At 40.7% G+C, this 16313-nt stretch carries 19 protein-coding genes; 11 read left to right on the top strand and 8 right to left on the bottom strand.

The window, feature by feature from the left end; all coding sequences use genetic code 11:
• Window positions 1-9: 9 nt before the first annotated feature.
• Both ACZ5B7_RS25170 and ACZ5B7_RS25165 read left to right on the top strand, forming a co-directional pair.
• Window positions 10-1029 (top strand): glycosyltransferase family 2 protein, encoded by a 1020-nt coding sequence (locus ACZ5B7_RS25170; protein ID WP_464491376.1) that lies wholly within the window; start codon window positions 10-12, stop codon window positions 1027-1029.
• A 91-nt stretch (window positions 1030-1120) separates the two neighbouring features.
• The gene (locus ACZ5B7_RS25165) at window positions 1121-1744 is read left to right on the top strand and encodes a LysE family transporter (RefSeq protein ID WP_213144376.1); all 624 of its coding nucleotides are present in this window, start codon (window positions 1121-1123) and stop codon (window positions 1742-1744) included.
• A 43-nt stretch (window positions 1745-1787) separates the two neighbouring features.
• Here ACZ5B7_RS25165 and ACZ5B7_RS25160 read toward each other — a convergent pair whose 3' ends face one another.
• Both ACZ5B7_RS25160 and ACZ5B7_RS25155 read right to left on the bottom strand, forming a co-directional pair.
• Window positions 1788-3152: an amino acid permease gene (locus ACZ5B7_RS25160; RefSeq protein ID WP_464491375.1), complete on the bottom strand. Its 1365-nt coding sequence runs from the start codon at window positions 3150-3152 to the stop codon at window positions 1788-1790.
• A 34-nt stretch (window positions 3153-3186) separates the two neighbouring features.
• Complete coding sequence (locus ACZ5B7_RS25155; protein ID WP_213144378.1) at window positions 3187-3348, bottom strand: hypothetical protein; 162 nt, start codon at window positions 3346-3348, stop codon at window positions 3187-3189.
• 230 nt (window positions 3349-3578) lie between these two features.
• Between ACZ5B7_RS25155 and ACZ5B7_RS25150 the strand changes: the two genes are divergently transcribed.
• The gene (locus ACZ5B7_RS25150) at window positions 3579-4337 is read left to right on the top strand and encodes a TraR/DksA C4-type zinc finger protein (RefSeq protein WP_464491374.1); all 759 of its coding nucleotides are present in this window, start codon (window positions 3579-3581) and stop codon (window positions 4335-4337) included.
• Window positions 4338-4398: 61 nt separating this feature from the next.
• Here ACZ5B7_RS25150 and ACZ5B7_RS25145 read toward each other — a convergent pair whose 3' ends face one another.
• On the bottom strand, window positions 4399-4605 hold the full coding sequence (locus tag ACZ5B7_RS25145; protein ID WP_464491373.1) for a DUF4025 domain-containing protein: 207 nt from the start codon (window positions 4603-4605) through the stop codon (window positions 4399-4401).
• Between the two features lie 139 nt (window positions 4606-4744).
• Between ACZ5B7_RS25145 and ACZ5B7_RS25140 the strand changes: the two genes are divergently transcribed.
• The 8 genes from ACZ5B7_RS25140 to ACZ5B7_RS25105 all read left to right on the top strand — a co-directional run bounded on the left by ACZ5B7_RS25140 (window position 4745) and on the right by ACZ5B7_RS25105 (window position 10774).
• Window positions 4745-4882: a hypothetical protein gene (locus ACZ5B7_RS25140; protein ID WP_213144381.1), complete on the top strand. Its 138-nt coding sequence runs from the start codon at window positions 4745-4747 to the stop codon at window positions 4880-4882.
• A gap of 34 nt (window positions 4883-4916) precedes the next feature.
• Window positions 4917-5807 (top strand): cation diffusion facilitator family transporter, encoded by an 891-nt coding sequence (locus ACZ5B7_RS25135; RefSeq protein ID WP_213144382.1) that lies wholly within the window; start codon window positions 4917-4919, stop codon window positions 5805-5807.
• Between the two features lie 275 nt (window positions 5808-6082).
• Window positions 6083-7021: a magnesium transporter CorA family protein gene (locus ACZ5B7_RS25130; RefSeq protein ID WP_464491372.1), complete on the top strand. Its 939-nt coding sequence runs from the start codon at window positions 6083-6085 to the stop codon at window positions 7019-7021.
• A gap of 212 nt (window positions 7022-7233) precedes the next feature.
• Entirely contained in the window at window positions 7234-8490 is a 1257-nt protein-coding gene (locus ACZ5B7_RS25125) for a S8 family peptidase (RefSeq protein ID WP_464491371.1), read from the top strand.
• Between the two features lie 188 nt (window positions 8491-8678).
• Window positions 8679-9899 (top strand): helix-turn-helix domain-containing protein, encoded by a 1221-nt coding sequence (locus ACZ5B7_RS25120; protein WP_464491370.1) that lies wholly within the window; start codon window positions 8679-8681, stop codon window positions 9897-9899.
• Between the two features lie 17 nt (window positions 9900-9916).
• Window positions 9917-10069, top strand: a complete 153-nt coding sequence (locus ACZ5B7_RS25115) for a hypothetical protein (RefSeq protein WP_464491369.1) — start codon at window positions 9917-9919, stop codon at window positions 10067-10069.
• Window positions 10070-10142: 73 nt separating this feature from the next.
• The gene (locus tag ACZ5B7_RS25110) at window positions 10143-10316 is read left to right on the top strand and encodes a hypothetical protein (protein WP_464491368.1); all 174 of its coding nucleotides are present in this window, start codon (window positions 10143-10145) and stop codon (window positions 10314-10316) included.
• A 59-nt stretch (window positions 10317-10375) separates the two neighbouring features.
• A complete protein-coding gene (locus ACZ5B7_RS25105; RefSeq protein ID WP_378582753.1) occupies window positions 10376-10774 on the top strand; it encodes a cytosolic protein in 399 nt (132 codons plus the stop codon).
• 235 nt (window positions 10775-11009) lie between these two features.
• Here the strand turns inward: ACZ5B7_RS25105 and ACZ5B7_RS25100 are convergent, their stop codons facing one another.
• The 5 genes from ACZ5B7_RS25100 to ACZ5B7_RS25080 all read right to left on the bottom strand — a co-directional run bounded on the left by ACZ5B7_RS25100 (window position 11010) and on the right by ACZ5B7_RS25080 (window position 16297).
• Entirely contained in the window at window positions 11010-11984 is a 975-nt protein-coding gene (locus tag ACZ5B7_RS25100; RefSeq protein ID WP_464491367.1) for a nuclease-related domain-containing protein, read from the bottom strand.
• A gap of 268 nt (window positions 11985-12252) precedes the next feature.
• Window positions 12253-13779: an MDR family MFS transporter gene (locus ACZ5B7_RS25095; RefSeq protein ID WP_464491366.1), complete on the bottom strand. Its 1527-nt coding sequence runs from the start codon at window positions 13777-13779 to the stop codon at window positions 12253-12255.
• Window positions 13780-13943: 164 nt separating this feature from the next.
• A complete protein-coding gene (locus ACZ5B7_RS25090; protein WP_464491365.1) occupies window positions 13944-14507 on the bottom strand; it encodes an NAD(P)/FAD-dependent oxidoreductase in 564 nt (187 codons plus the stop codon).
• Between the two features lie 168 nt (window positions 14508-14675).
• Entirely contained in the window at window positions 14676-15878 is a 1203-nt protein-coding gene (locus ACZ5B7_RS25085) for an MFS transporter (protein ID WP_464491364.1), read from the bottom strand.
• A 14-nt stretch (window positions 15879-15892) separates the two neighbouring features.
• A complete protein-coding gene (locus ACZ5B7_RS25080) occupies window positions 15893-16297 on the bottom strand; it encodes a MarR family winged helix-turn-helix transcriptional regulator (protein ID WP_464491363.1) in 405 nt (134 codons plus the stop codon).
• Window positions 16298-16313 lie beyond the last annotated feature (16 nt).

Here is a 16313-nt window from a genome sequence, read left to right as displayed (position 1 = left end):
TATTAGCAGATGATGGAACCAATCCTTACTATTGTTGTACCGTGCTATAACGAGGAGGAGGTTTTGCCAGAAACGATGGTGAAGCTTCAGCAGCAGCTTGAGGAGCTGATTGCCGATTCGCTTGTTTCAAAGCAAAGCAAGCTTTTGTTTGTAGATGACGGAAGTAAGGATCGAACATGGGAACTGATTTATAAAGAGGGGCTGCGAAATAAGTATGTCCGCGGCTTAAAATTGGCCCGCAATGTCGGTCACCAAAACGCACTTGTGGCTGGACTCCATGCGGCCAAAGATTTTTCTGATTGCGTCATTTCGATTGATGCGGACCTTCAAGATGATATTCAGGCCATCCGCGAATTTGTTATTAAATTTAATGAAGGCAGCGAAATTGTTTACGGTGTACGAAAAGGCCGGGAAACGGACACCTTTTTTAAGCGAAGCACGGCCCAAGGCTTTTATAAAATGATGAGGAAATTAGGTGTTGACCTTGTATACAACCATGCTGATTTCAGGCTGATGAGTAAACGGGCCCTACATGAATTGGAGCGTTTTAAAGAGGTGAATTTATTCCTGAGAGGAATCGTACCGCTTCTCGGGTTTCGCACGGATGTGGTGTATTATGACAGGCTCGAAAGACAGGCAGGAGAGACTAAATATCCGTTAAAAAAAATGCTGGCATTTGCCTTTGATGGGATTACCTCCTTTTCTGTTTCGCCGATCCGTTTTGTGCTGGTAATTGGCTTTGTTTCTTTTTTGATGAGTTTATTCTTTGGCGGCTATTTCTTGACGCTAAAATTTTTAGGCAATACCGAAACAGGCTGGACCTCTCTGATTACCTCCATCTGGTTAATCGGCGGACTGCAGTTAATTGCGATTGGTCTAATCGGGGAATATATCGGAAAAATATATAAGGAAACAAAGCAGCGCCCTAAATACATTGTTGATATTGATACGTTAAATCTGCCGATTCCTCGGCGTCATTTACTGAACACCACCAATGATGAAGAACTATATCCTGTAAACCTAAAATAAGAGGAGGGCCTACCCTCTTCTTTTTTGTCGTACAACCTCCCTCCTATGAATACATATGGATAGACAGGCTTTTTTGGGGGGAGAAGAGCAAATGAATGTATTTTTGAGTTATATTTTACTTGGGTTATCGCTGGCTGCTCCCATTGGTCCAATCAATGCAGCGCAAATTGACAGGGGAATCCGGAGTGGCTTTATGCACTCATGGCTGATTGGAGTAGGTGCGGTCGTTGCCGATGGCGTGTATATGCTGGTCGTTTACATAGGAGTTGTAAAGTTCCTCGATACTGAGTTTATGCAGACATTTCTTTGGCTGTTTGGCTTTTTTGTGCTCATTTATACGGGGGTGGAAACAATCCTCAATGCTGGGAAAATTCATTTGAAGCACTATCGGGGAAAGGAACCGCTGTTAAAATCATTTTTGACGGGGTTCTTTATGTCGATTTCCAATCCTTTAACCATCCTTTTTTGGCTAGGAATATACGGCTCTGTTCTTGCGAAAACGGCCGCTTCTTATGATGCAGGGCGGCTTATATTGTACAGCAGCGCCATTTTTATTGGGCTGTTGATTTGGGACATCATGATGGCGAGTGTGGCCAGCAGTTTTCGAAACTTTTTAACCTCAAGGCTTCTCGTGGTAATTTCGATACTTTCAGGTCTATCTTTAATAGCGTTCGGCATGTATTTTGGTTTTCAGGCGATAAGTATTTTATTTTAATCACTTTAGGGAAAAGGCGGCATTTAGCCGCCTTTTTGCCGGATTAAGCTGTTGGCCATGGTTTAAGGATGGTTTTCTTTTTGTTCTTCTCGCTTCTTTTCCATTTCACTCTCATGATTAAGGTAATCGCACCAATCACTCCCACAAACGCAATGCTGATGAAGAAACCAGGTCTGCTTGAAGCATGGAATAAGGTGCCGCTTACCGCAATTAAAATCAACAGAATTCCAAGATAATATTTTATTTTATCTTTAGCAGTTATCTTAAGAATTTTTCTTGGAGAAACAAGAATAAACATCCAATTATAAAGCAGCATCAATCCGGCAGCCGTCGTTATATATTCATAAATTCGATTTGGCATCAGTAAAGCCGACAAGACAGATGCAGTAATGCCGAATATCGTAAGAATTAGTGTAGGCAGCGGAATCTTTAGCTTTCCTTCCTTTGCAAAGCTTGCCGGAGCATCCCCTTCTTTTGCAAGGGTAACTAAAACACTCGTAACTCCATAAAGAGAAGCAGCCATGGTAGAAAAGCCGGCAATTATTAAAGCTCCATTAAAGATATGCGGCACAAACGAAAGGTTGTAAGCATCCAATGCAATAACAAACGGGCTTTCCTTCGTATTAAATTGTTGCCAATTGACCATGGTGACGGCAATCCCTATCGAAAGGGCGTAGATGAACATCAGGGAAAAGAGCATAACCCTGCCGGCCTTTGGAGCTTCCTCAGGGTCTTTTAATTTAGTTGCCATCAGACCCAGAATTTCAATGCCGCCAAAAGCATAGTAGGCAAAAATAACAGCAGACCACAGTCCTTTCATTCCGCCCGGAAAGAAATCTTTTTTGCTGTTAGGATATTGAATCGGACGGTCACCATCAATCACGCCAAATAAGGCCAACAGGGCAATAATGATAAACATTAAAATGGCTGCCACCTTTAAGACAGCAAGAACATTTTCCAGCTTATTTAAAATGCCCACACCAATTAGAATGACGGCCAATCCTAGGATGGCGTAAACGGCGGCAAATACCCAGAGGGGAATGTTTGGGAACCAGAATCGTGAAAAAATAGATAGAGCGGTCATTTGGCTTCCCATAATCAAAACTTCTGAACACCAATAAACCCAGCCGCTGCTAAACCCAGCCCATCTGCCGTAAGCCTTTTTGGCATAAGACCGAAAGCCGCCCTCGAGCGGCTCTTTGGCGGTCATTTTTGATAGGGCATCAAATACAAAATAGGTGCCAAGCGCAGCGATTAAATAGGCAATTAAAATGGACGGTCCCGCCATCTTAATTGCCAAGCTCGAGCCCAGGAAAAAACCTGTCCCAATTGTACAGCCAATCCCAAACAAGGAAAGCTGCCACCAGCGCAAAGTAGTTTCCTTTGCGCCAGACGTTGACTTGCCCATATAATATCTCCTTTTATACTGATCTTTGCCCCGGCTATACGTTGCGCCCAGTGGCACCTGGTGATTTGTCAGTAATGCTTTGGTTATTATAGTCTTCATCATTTAGGCCAGGCATTTGTCTTCTATCTGACCCTAAATACTCTCCCTGGTGTTTTTCTTGCACCTTTTTAAACTTATCAAAGTTTTCATTTACCAAATTAATCCCTCTTTTCTAATGCTCAAATATATTTCTTAAGATATACTCCTGCCTGTTTCTTATTCAATCTTGAAAGGATGTTTGTTTGTTTTTTGATGGAATTAAATTTTTATTACATAAACCGCCGCGAAACAAATGAAACTAAAGAGGAACTAGACAAAATTGGACACATCAGGCATGATATAGATTTTTTATGACAAACGCTTTTCTAATGAAAGGGGTAGATTTGGATGTTATCGACAGAAAAGCTGGCTGGTTTGCGCTTGCAATTATTAGAGGAAAAGAGTGAACTGGAGGCACATTTGGAGCAAAATGACCACTTGGGTTTGGAAAGAGGACATGCTCATGAGTCAATGGGGGAATTATCCTCCTACGACAATCATCCGGCCGATGAGGCGACGGAGTTATATGAGCGGGAAAAAGATAATGCCTTACTTGAACACTATAAATTAGAGCTCCACAATGTTAACCAGGCTTTAGAGGCGATGGAAAATGGGACATACGGGAAATGTGAAGTATGCGGCAAAGAGATTCCACTAGAGCGTTTGGAAGCTTTGCCGAACACTACGTACTGCATTGAGCATAGCCCGGATCAGGTGACCTCTCATAAACGTCCTGTCGAAGAAGGTGTCCTCATGCCGCCATTTGGTAAATTTGATATGGATGAAAAGGACGAGAGCGTTGCCTTTGATGCAGAGGATTCCTGGCAGACAGTTGCCCAATGGGGAACGTCGGACACGCCATCCGACCTGGCCTTCCCGCAGGATGATTATCAGGACGTGTATGTTGAGGCAGACGAAAATATCGGCTATGTTGAGGACTATGAAAATTTTGTCGGCAATGATATGTATGGAAAAAATATCACCGTTTATCCGAATCCACAGCATGAAAAATATGAGGACTCACTTGATGAAGAAGGCATCATGACAAGCTTCGGGGATTTACCTGCTTATGAACATGACCCGTATGTGGACCGGGATGATAGATAGCAAAGGAACTGATTCTAAAAAAAGAAAACAGCTTTCAAACGAGAGCTGTTTTCTCTGATTTTTACTCTGATTTATTGTTATTCAGTGGAATGTCCGCACCGTCTTCATTTTCGATGACGGCACCGATTTCACCCTCAGCATAGACATCGCTTACCTGCTCATGCGTCGTGGCAAAACCGGAGGAAAGTGGATCGCTATTTTGATAATAACTGGCATGAAAGAAACTGCCCGCTACTTCAGTTCCTTTTTTGGGGTCTTTTTTCACCATGTATCTCTCTCCTTTTTGTTATAATTGTCTAGCTGCAGCGCCTGGTTAAGGCGCATTCGCTTTTCGTATTACATCTGTATTGTTTCTTTTTATTTTAGTATTACTCCTATAAAATAAATCCATGGAAGGGGCACTATATATGAAGAAGAGAAATGAATTTCCATCGCAGGAACAATTGGATCAGGCATTTCACTTTTTGCATGATGAAATTAACAGAATCTCGATAATCGAAGAAATTGAAATGATTAAAAAAGAAAAAGACGGGCATGAAGAGTAGAGGGAGCAGCTTGGGCTAGTTTTAGGGGGTTGTTATGGGAACAAGAGAAGCTTTGGCAAAAAAAATTGCCTGGATAAGTGTCATAAGTAATATTATCCTTACTTTAGGAAAAATGATAATAGGCTGGTATGGCCATAGTGATGCCGTATTTGCCGATGGAATCCATTCGGCTGCCGATGTTTTTGCATCCGTTATTGTTCTGCTTGTCATCAAAATTGCCAATAAACCTGCCGATAAGGAGCACCCATATGGACATGGGAAAGCAGAGGTCATTGTTTCAGGTATTGTGGGTATTTTATTGTTCCTTGTGTCCATTTATCTTGTATTCGAAGGGATTACAGGTTTCTTCAAGGAAGTCGAATCACCGAGCCTTTTGGCGATGTGGGTGGCGGTATTTTCTTACGTTGCAAAAGTGGTTTTATATAGAAGTTCTATGAACGTAGCCAAACAGAATAACTCAAAAGCAATTGAAGCAATCGCTTTTGATCACAAAGCCGATATTGTTGCTTCGCTTGCGGCTGCCATTGGTGTTCTGATGTCCATCATCGGTGAACGCTTTTCAATTCATCTTCTGCAGTACGGTGATAAGGTAGCAAGTATTTTTGTTGCCTATCTCATTTTTAAAATTGCCAAAGAAATGTTAACTGAAGCATTCGATATTTTACTGGAGCGGAATATTAACAATGAAACCATTCAAGAATATATTGCTATTATCAATGAATTTTCCGATGTGAGGCGGATCGACCGCATTAGAGCTAGAGAACTCGGCCATTACATTTTGGTTGACTTACGGATTTCCATCGACCATTTTAAGACCATTAAGGAAGGGCATGATCTTGCCAGATCTATCAAGGTAAAGCTGATGGAACAGCATGACAATATCGAAGAAGTGCTTATTCATTTAAACCCTTATTTTCCGGATTAAAAATAATTTACCAAAAAAAACTGATTTGTACTTTCGGAAATTTGGGTTTATGATAGGATTGGTATAGGGTGCTGCATCTGGCGGTACCCTTAAAAAAATAAAATAACACTACAGTAAAGGAGTTGATATTTTTGAGTTATTCCATAGACCCTGACCCTGAAAGGAGCGGGGAAGTCAATGTGTTTTTTGAATTGATGAAATTGGCTGCTGCAAGAATATCAACTCTAAAAAAAGGCGGTTGGCTTCCTCAAAAATGAGAGTGAGGAGGTTTTGGCATGTTGGAAATTTTTAAAAGCACTGAGACAAGAATGTTAGAAAAGGTGGATGCCATTTCAAAGGGCTGCTGGGTAAATATGTACGCCCCGACAGCAGAAGAAATAGCCAAAGTTTCAAATGACGCACAGGTCGACATCGACATTATCAAAGACGCGCTGGACGATGAAGAGCGCCCAAGGATTGAGCGTGACGATGGCAGAATCTATATTATCGTCGACTTTCCTTATATCGTTCATGACGAAACTGGCCTTGCTGTTTACGAGACAATCCCAATCGGCATTATTCTGACCGATGATAATATTATTACCGTTTCTTTGAAGGACTCGCCAATTATTGATGAATTTCGCAAAAACAGGGTAAAGGAATTTTACACCTTCAAAAAAACACGTTTTGCCCTGCAGATATTATTTGTCATTTCATCTTATTATCTTCGATATTTAAAACAAATCAATAAGAAAACCAATGAGATTGAGCGGGTTGTCCATCAATCCTTGAAAAATAAAGAGCTTTACGCATTTCTTGCGTTGGAAAAAAGCTTGGTTTACTTCACTACTTCTCTAAAGTCAAACAAGGTCGTTATGGATAAAATTTTGCGCTTTAATTACTTGAAAATGTATGAGGAAGATAAGGATTTATTAGAAGACGTGATTATTGAAAAAACACAGGCGATCGAGATGGCGGAAACCTATCATTCTATTTTAACGGGAATGATGAATGCATTTGCCTCGATTATCTCAAATAACCTTAACATCGTTATGAAATTCCTAACTTCCATCACTATTATTCTTGCACTGCCGACGATGGTGGCGAGTTTTTACGGAATGAACGTCGAGCTTCCATTTGAGAAAAACACCTATGCATTTGCCATCCCATTGATTCTCTCGGCTTGTTTAGCCTGTTTAACGGCCTATATCTTTTGGAAGAAGAAATATTTTTAAAAGTCAAAACCGCCCCTTGGAAAGGGAGCGGTTTTTTTGCTGTAAGAGCTCACGATTAGTAAGACTATAATTTTTTGCAGTTAATTATTAAAAAAATAAATAATTTTCCCAACATTAGATAGCTTGACTACCAGTCATCGGTTGTGATTTTGCCGAATAGTTTCTTGTATCAGCGCTAAACGCTGTACATACTTTTCGGAGGGAGTTTCTGGATGAAAAAAAGACGATTATTGGGGATGGTTCTACTCAGTGCAGTCATGGGAATTTCGACGTTTGCTTCAGGTGCCTTTGGACAATCAAGCAGTCATGAGTCTTACCGAGTATTCATTCAAGGCCCGGCAGTGGAAAAAGCCAAAGCCAAAGCCAACTATGGTGTCCGCTGGGATTTTGGAGCGGAGGGCTTTACGACTACTGTCAATTCCCAGCAATACCAAGCACTTTTGAAAAATAAAAACCTGACAATTGAAAATCTCCCGGAAATGCAGCTCACAGATAAACCAGAGCCTAAGGCAAAACCGGGGGGCGGGACTGCTACGGGACCAAGTGACAGGACGCCATGGGGAATAGAGGCAATTTATAATGATGCTGGTATTTCAGCGACATCCGGCGGAAGTGGAATAAAGGTTGCGGTGTTAGATACAGGGGTTATTAATCATAAGGACCTTGCTGGTAAGGTGGAACAATGCAAGGATTTTTCACAAATGAAGACCAATTTGGTGGATGGCAGCTGCAATGATGGAAACGGTCATGGCACCCATGTATCTGGCACTATACTCGCTAATGGTGGCAGCAATGGCACCGGGATCTATGGAGTTGCCCCAGATTCCAAGCTGTGGGCTTATAAGGTGTTAAGTGACCGCGGATCAGGATATTCGGATGATATTGCTAATGCCATTCGAATGGTTGCCGATGAAGGTGTTCGTACCAGTTCAAAGGTCATCATCTCAATGTCGCTCGGCTCAAGCACAAAGAGCACTCTCATTGAGGATGCTGTTAATTATGCATATGGCAAAGGAGTGCTTGTTGTCGCCGCCGCTGGGAATGATGGACCTGGTTCAAACACCATCGGTTACCCTGGCGCTCTTGTAAATGCCGTAGCCGTAGCTGCATTGGAAAATGTTCAGGAAAATGGCACCTATCGTGTCGCGGATTTCTCATCACGTGGAAATCCAGCAACTGCAGGCGATTATATCATTCAGGAACGTGATGTTGAAGTTTCTGCGCCGGGAAGAGCGATTGAATCGACGTGGAATGATGGCGGCTATAACACGATTAGCGGAACATCTATGGCAACTCCGCATGTTTCCGGGCTTGCAGCGAAGCTATGGGCGGCAAATCCAACCTGGTCCCATACCCAGCTTCGCACAGAACTGCAAAACCGGGCAAAATTAGTTGATATTAAAGGAGGCTCTGGAGCAGCAACAGGCGATGACATCGCATCAGGTTTCGGTTTCCCTAGAGTAAAATAATAATAATAGGTGGCGGGGGCACAGGTCCCCGCCGCTTTGACACATGATTCTTTCTCAGCTAAATAACCACTAGGTAGCGAAAAGAGCCTCTCCTTTACTATTTTACAAATAGTCTGAAAAAAATATATTTAAGAAAAGAAAGTATTGTTGTAAAATAGTGTAAAAAAGAGAGGCAAGCTGGTGACATAATGGAATTTGGAGCACTGATCAAATACTATCGTACCCAGAGAGGAATCACCCAGGCAGAGCTTGCTAAAGGGATATGCTCGGTTCCCCATTTAAGTAAAATTGAAAACAACTCTAAAGAAGCAAACGAAGAGACCATCGCCCTTCTGCTTGAACGGCTGCAAATTAGCATGGAAGAGATGGAGGAAAATGAGGAAAAAATAAAAGTACTCATACGAGAATTTAGCAACAGGATTAACTTTTATTTAAAAGAAGAAATAGAAGAGACTTATCAGAAACTAAAACTGATAGAACATTTAATTCCATTTTCTAAATATATCTATATTTGGGAATTATATAAGTATAGGTATCTATTATTTAAGGGGAAAATGGACGAAGCTGAGCATCAAAAAGATTTATTGTATAAACAAAAGAAAAATTTTTCCCAACATGAAGATTATTTATTTCGTTACTATAATGCGGTATTTTTAATACTAAAGGGCCAGTTTAAAAATGCAGATGATATTTTTGATACCTTGTATATCGATAATGAACATGAGTCAGCTAGCGGTGAATTCCTTTACCATAGAGCATTGGCAAAGAGTTCGCTTGAGCAATCTGGCCATGCCATTCATTTTGGCAAGCTGGCGCTGCAGATGTTCATGAATCAGCATAACTTTATCCGGATTCTTCATACACTTATGCTGTTAGGAATCAATTATACTAACTCAAATATATATGAAGAAGCGGAAGAATGTTTTCAGCATATTATTCGGAATGCTAAATTACTTAAAGAAGAGCAGTTACTTCCGCAGATTTACCACAATATGGGGCATCTGCAATTTAAAATGAAGCATCTTAATGAGTCACTGTTCTATTATGAAAAAAGTTTGGAACAGCAGCCGAATATTAATCAGCATTATCTCGTTACTTTGTATTCCATTGGAGAAATTAATTACTTTTTAGGGGCAAAGGAAAAATCGATAGAATGCTTTCAAGAAGTAAATTCTCTGGCAAAGGATCTAGGGGTAAAGAAATTTAGACTTTTAAGCGAATATTATCTGTTGCTTATGTCTTCTCCGGTAAAGGGCTATAAATACTTAGAATCAAAAGTAATACCCTTTTTAGAAGAGGAAAATGAATCCCATGAGGACCTTACTCATTATTATAAAATGCTAGCTGATTATTACTCAGAAAAGGGTATGGCCTTGGAAGCAGTCAATTATTTAAATAAAATAACATAAAAAGAGGAGGCAGATTTATGAAGAAGTTTATTATTGGAGTAGTTCTTTCTGTTTCAGTGCTTGGTCTGGTCACATTTGCAGGCAGTGGGAAGGTAGAAAAGGCAACTAACGATGTGGCAATTTCTACTTACATGTCTTCACCACCGCCAATCCAACCTCCAGTTGGTTGATGAAAAATCCCTGGTTATTCAGGGATTTTTTTTGTGCATACTAAGTAGTAAATTTTTTGAAGAGGTGTTACTGATGACCGATAGAAACAAAGAGCCGCAGTTTCAAAGCGGGGAGGCAGAAGTCAAGTCCGATAAAGGACTTTACGGATTAGATCCGGAAATGAGCTTATTATCTGTGAATTTTGCCACGACGGAAAATCCCTTCCTGAATGAATACTATCAGGAAGACTCGAAAGAAAACCAATAAAAATGGTTATGCTATTCATATGTGTTTAAATTTTTGGCAGTGATTTGGGAGGTATTTTAATGAAATCTTTTGTGGTAAGTTTTCATCAAGAAGATAATGTTGATACGATGCAGGTGCAGAAATTAAATCAAGAGGAATTTGAAAAAGCGACAGAAGGCGGTACAAGACATCTATTTGAACTGGACACAAACATAGGCCTTTTCATTTTTTTCGATGGAGCAGACAAAGATGGGGACATCTCCTACATGGTGCTCCAGTATGAAGAAGACAACGAAGATCCAGTTGCCTGCTATTCCTTCCAGCTTAAGGATTTTTACGAATTTATGGCTCTCTACCTGAATGATTTCGAATTTAATGAAGAACAAGATGAACAGGACGAAGAAGAATACGGCCCGGTTCATCATTTAGCGCATTTACTATTTCATATTGCGGGTGAGGGCAGGGATTTGGAAGTTTAAACAGTAAAAGGACGCCAATTTTAGGCGTCCTTTTACTGTTTTTGGTCTAAAAAATTGGTTACTGCAGTCTTTAAAAAGGGTAATTTCATGAATTTTGGGACTTAAGAAGGGAAAACTACATCTTTTAAAATTTCTATTAGCGAATTTTTGATGCCTATTAGCAGTTTTGGAACTTCTATTAGCGAATTTTAATCATATATTAGCGGATTTGACTCTTCTATTAGCGAATTGAATTTTACCAAGGAAAAGACTTTGGAAAATAAACTCGATACTTGTTTTTACCTGAATAATTGATTTTATCAGAAAGCAGCAATCTTTTAGCGGTATGAATCGAATCAATTTGCGCGAACTCCCTAAACTCCTTATTGGTAATTTTTAAATCATACAACAAAAAATAATCCATCAACGCATTCATATGAGCATCAGTTGAATATTTATCGCAGTGGGAGCAGTACCATTTTTGTTTTTTACGAATTAGTGGAAGATAGCCGCAATAAGGGCACTGAACTCCGGTTAGCAGATCTGACCTTTTAAGTCCAAACTTTTGTAATAGATACTTAGTTGGCGGTGTATTCAGCTTTACCAGAAGTTTGCAAAGTTTTCGGAGTTCTTTCGCGTTGAGGATTGCAGCTGGATACAATTTTTCGAAGAATTCAATTCTGTTGAGAAGAACATCAGCCTTACAGGTACGGGGCTTTACTTTGCGGGAATTGGGGCCAGATACGATATATGTACAATATGAATTACTAAAGACAATCAGATATTCAACGGGTAAAGGGGGAAAACCATGAGCCGCCAGCAACTTTTTAATATATTTTTGGTGCCTCTCTACTTGAGCAACCGGATAAGGATAACCCTTCTCTTTCTCATTAACGATTTGCGTAAATTGCTCATTTTCGGTATCAATTATTAATTTCCCGGCCATATGTTTAACTGAAATAACTAGGGCGTATGAAGGAGTAATCAGAAGGGTGTCAATTTGAAGGTTAAATTCATCATCAGGAAGATTTAAATCATGAAGTATCATATATTTGTCTTTCGGGAGCATTCGAAAATAGAAATCGAGTGATTTTTCTCCCTGGTATCCAGCTTCCCTTCTCCTAAGTTCATCCAAAATGTCTTGATACTTCTCGTTACTTAGTGGCAAACGCCGTAAAATGGCTGCCAAAATGAGTATCTTTAATGGAATTGACCTGTCTTTTATAAGCAAAATAATCTCTCCTTTCTTTTTGAAAAATAAATTCGAAAAAGAGAGGTAGAATCCTGCTGAATTTCATCGAAATTTGTTAAATATATGTGTCTGATATAATTAATTTAAAATTGTAAAGATCTAAATAAATTCTATTAGCGAATTTTAGAGGTCTATTAGCGAATTTCAGCCTCCTATTAGCGAATTTTAATGTTCTATTAGCGAATCTGACACTTTTATTAGCGAATCAATAAAGCACTGGCTCCCCAACAGGAATCAGTGCTCTAATTTACCCCCGCGAACCTTCTTTATTTACCTCAACCCGAGCTTTCCCCATAAAGAATATTGTCACAGCCGCCAAAGCAATAGGAATCAGCGTAAGCGTAAAGGTATAGGTAATTGATTCCGACAGCGCATGAATGATCTTATCTAAAATAACAACAGGAATTTTCGCACGTTCACTTGCTTCAAAGATTTCCCGAGGATCCCCCATTTTAAACCCACCGCCGCCCTGTCCGCCAGCGCCTTGCATTCCCTTAAATGCCTCTTTCAAACGATCTGTAAAGACATTATTTTGAATCGTACCGTAAATCGTTACCCCTAGCGTCATTCCAAACGAGCGCAAAAACGAGTTCGTGGAGTTCGCTGTGCCCCGATATTGCGGCTCCAGGTTATGAAGCGAGGCGGTCGGCAGAAGGGAGAAGGAGAAGCCGACGCCAAAGCCGACAAGAATCATAAAAATGGTCAACATCAAGCGGGACGTATCCTCGGTCATGGTACCAAGGCAGTACATGCCAACAGCATATGAGATTATCGATATCACCATCAAATTCCGATAAGACGTTTTTGTTAAAAAAATACCTCCGATAGAGCTCCCGGCAACAGACCCGAGCATCATCGGGGTTAAAATCAAGCCTGCATTTTTGGCTGTTCCGCCGTAAACTGCCTGCACAAAAATCGGAATAAACACTGTTAAAATAATAAACGTGCCGCCATATAAAAAAGCGAGAATCTGCGATGCAGCAAACAACCGTCTTTTAAAAAGCCATAACGGTAAAATCGGTTCTGCAGCCTTGAATTCCGCTATAAAAAATGCAACAAAAAAGACCACAAAACTAACAAACAGGCTGATAATCAGAGCAGAATTCCAATCATATTCTTTTCCGCCAAGCTCCAACGCGAACATAAGGCTGACAACCGAAATGACCAGGGTAACCGCGCCAAGCCAATCAATTTTTAGCTTTGAATGCTGTAAGGATTCATGATAATAACGAACAATTAAAATAATCGAAACGAGTCCAAGTGGGATATTAACATAGAAAATCCAATGCCAGCTGATATAATCCGTAATATAAGCACCCAATAGCGGACCAAGTACGCTTGACAGGCCGAAAACAGCGCCAAGCAGGCCGGTCATCTTTCCACGTTTCTCCGGCGGAAAAATATCAAAGACAATCGTAAACGCGATTGGCATTAAAGCGCCGCCGCCAATGCCCTGAATGGCTCGAAAAATACTTAATTGAACAATGGTTTGCGCGAATCCACAGAGGGCCGAACCAATCAAAAACACCGTTAATCCAAACAGGAAAAAGCGTTTCCGCCCATACATATCGGATAGTTTCCCGAAAATCGGCATGCCCGCCATGACGGCTACCATATAGGCAGAGGTGACCCAAACAAATTTATCGAGCCCGCCAAGGTCAGAAACAATCGTCCCCATTGCTGTGGCCACAATCGTGTTGTCCATGGCGGACATCAAAATAGCCAGAAGCAGACCGGCTGTCACCAGGTTAATATTGCTATCATGTTTGATCATAAAAGTCTCCTTATTTCTATTTTCATCTAATGGGCCATAGGCCAAGAAACCTCCTACGCCTCAATTTTAACTGACAGCCGACAGAAAATAAATTTGAATTTTTAATAAAAAAAATCCCCTAACAAAAGGGGATACGCTTATCACTGGGTAAACTCCAGTTATAATTAAGCTTTTAAAACATCATGGTCAACATAGCGCTCACCATTGATTTCGCTGATCACATTAATGGCAACCTTGGCGCCGTCACCGGCAGTAATAATTGTATGTACGCTGACACCAGCAGCAGTACCGGCAGCCCAGATACCGTCAATGTTTGTTTTTCCTTCGGTATTTACATCAAAAACTGTTTTGATTCTTGGTTCTGTACCTGGCTTTGTATTTATGCCAGCCTTTTCAGCTAGGTCAGTCAAAGCGCCAGTTGCAATAATGACATGTTTTGCTTCGAATGTTTTTTGATCTGTCTCTACTGAAAATCCAGCATCAGTTTTCGTAATGTTTGTAACGGTAGCTTGAACAATTTCAGCACCGAATTTGCGAGCCTGGTCTTTCCCGGTTTCCACAAGTTCAGGGCCTGTAATTTCTTTTACACCATAATGGTTTTCAATCCACGCGCGTTTAGTCATGCTCTTATCATTATCAATAACCAATGTTTGTTTCCCAGCTTTTGCAGTAAATAAAGCAGCACTAGCGCCAGCAGCGCCTGCACCAACGATGACAACATCAAACATATTAAAACCTCCAATATTTTATTTTCAAATATTAATGTAGCCAATTACAAACTAAAAGTAAAATGAACTGCCTATTTCAAACCTTTTGTAAACGAAATAAAAATAAAAAGAACCATCATTTCCGTCTAAGATTTGATGGTTCTTAGGTTCATTTCCTGTATAAGCATTTTATGAGATTTCCTGTGCTCTAGATTGCGCCTTTGCAGTCGTTTTCCTTTTTGTATGAAGAACATAAAATAAACCAACGCCGATTAAAATATAAAATGCGCAAATGAAATACATCGAGCTATATTCCATTTTGGCGGCAATTATGCCCACTAAAAATGACCCAAGTGCGATTCCTGTGTCGTAAATGGATAGGAACGTTGCTGTAGCCAAGCCTCTTTTTCGAGGTTGTGCATTTTGAATCGCAATCGTTTGGAAGGTTGGGAAAAGTGTTCCCCAGCCTAACCCGATTAGGCCTGCTGAGAGGAGGAACGTAAACGCTCCATTACTTTGGCTCAAGACGACCATTCCAATTGCAAATAGAATGAGACATGGATAAGAAATCACATTTGGACCATATAAATCCAGCCATTTTCCCGTAAATGGTCTTGAAATTAGCAGTACCACCGCATAAACGACAAAGAACAAGCTCGAAACATGCTCCAAATGAATTTGGGCTGCATAGATGGATACAAAAGAAAGCAGCGCTGAATAAACAATTGCCAGGAAACCGCCGACGATGGCAATCGGAACAGCGGAAGACTCAAACAGATTACGTACTGAGAAGGCTGCAGCCGCCTTTTGTCCGTCTTGTTCCTGTTTCGGAAGCTTAACGCTTAGCCCGGTAATCAACGCGCCAATTGCCACTGCAATGCTTATAATAAACATGATTTTAGCGCCCCATTGCTGCATCGTCATCAACCCGACAAATGGTCCTAATACCATGGCCATATTGGTTGATAAGACGAAATAACCCATTCCTTCCCCTCTTCGTGAAAAAGGAATGATGTCAGCAACGATCGCTCCTGCCGCTGTTGTTGCCATTCCAAAACCGATACCATGCAGCAGGCGGATCACTAAAAATCCAGCTGTTGTTTTAGGGAATAGGTAAAAGGGAGCCGCTGCGGCAAAAAGAATCAGCGCGGTTAACAGCACCTTTTTGTTTCCAGCACGTTCAAGCCAGTTACCTGCAAGCGGCCGCGAAATAATAGCAGAAAGCAAAAAGACGGTTGTCATTAATCCTGCCTGTGAAGCACTTGTGTGAAGCTCATTCAACGCATAGCTTGGAAGTGTCACTAGCAAAATATAAAAGGTCAAAAATAAGAAAAAGTTACTTGCTGAAATACCAATAAAATTTTTCGTCCATAATTTTGGTTTGTTAGACATTTAATGCACTCCTTTTAATAGAGCTGTTCAAGCCAGTTTTTTTGCAGCTGATAAAGCTCCTCCTTATGTGATTTTGGGAGCAACGATTTATTCAATTCGATGACGATTTTCTCCCACTCCGGATATTTGGCATGCGCCTCCTCCGTTAATTGAACTCGTTTTTCACGTTTATCCTGACCGGGAATCTGTTTAACGTAGCCTTGTTTAACCATGCGCTGGATCGTTCGGGTCATGGGAGGGGCTTCAACAGCTAAATATTCACTGAGCTCTTTTTGAGTTAATGAGCCTTTGTTTTTTAAAACAAAAATAACGGCCCATTGCGAACCGTATAATCCCGTTGGTTTCAGTGCTTCATTCAGTTTATTCGTTAGACGTCGTGACAATTGATGAAGGGTATGGATTAATTCGTGATTGATCATAAATACGCTCCAAATT

This window comes from Neobacillus sp. S1115, from assembly GCF_055385565.1.
This window is presented reverse-complemented; position numbering and strand designations above follow the sequence as displayed.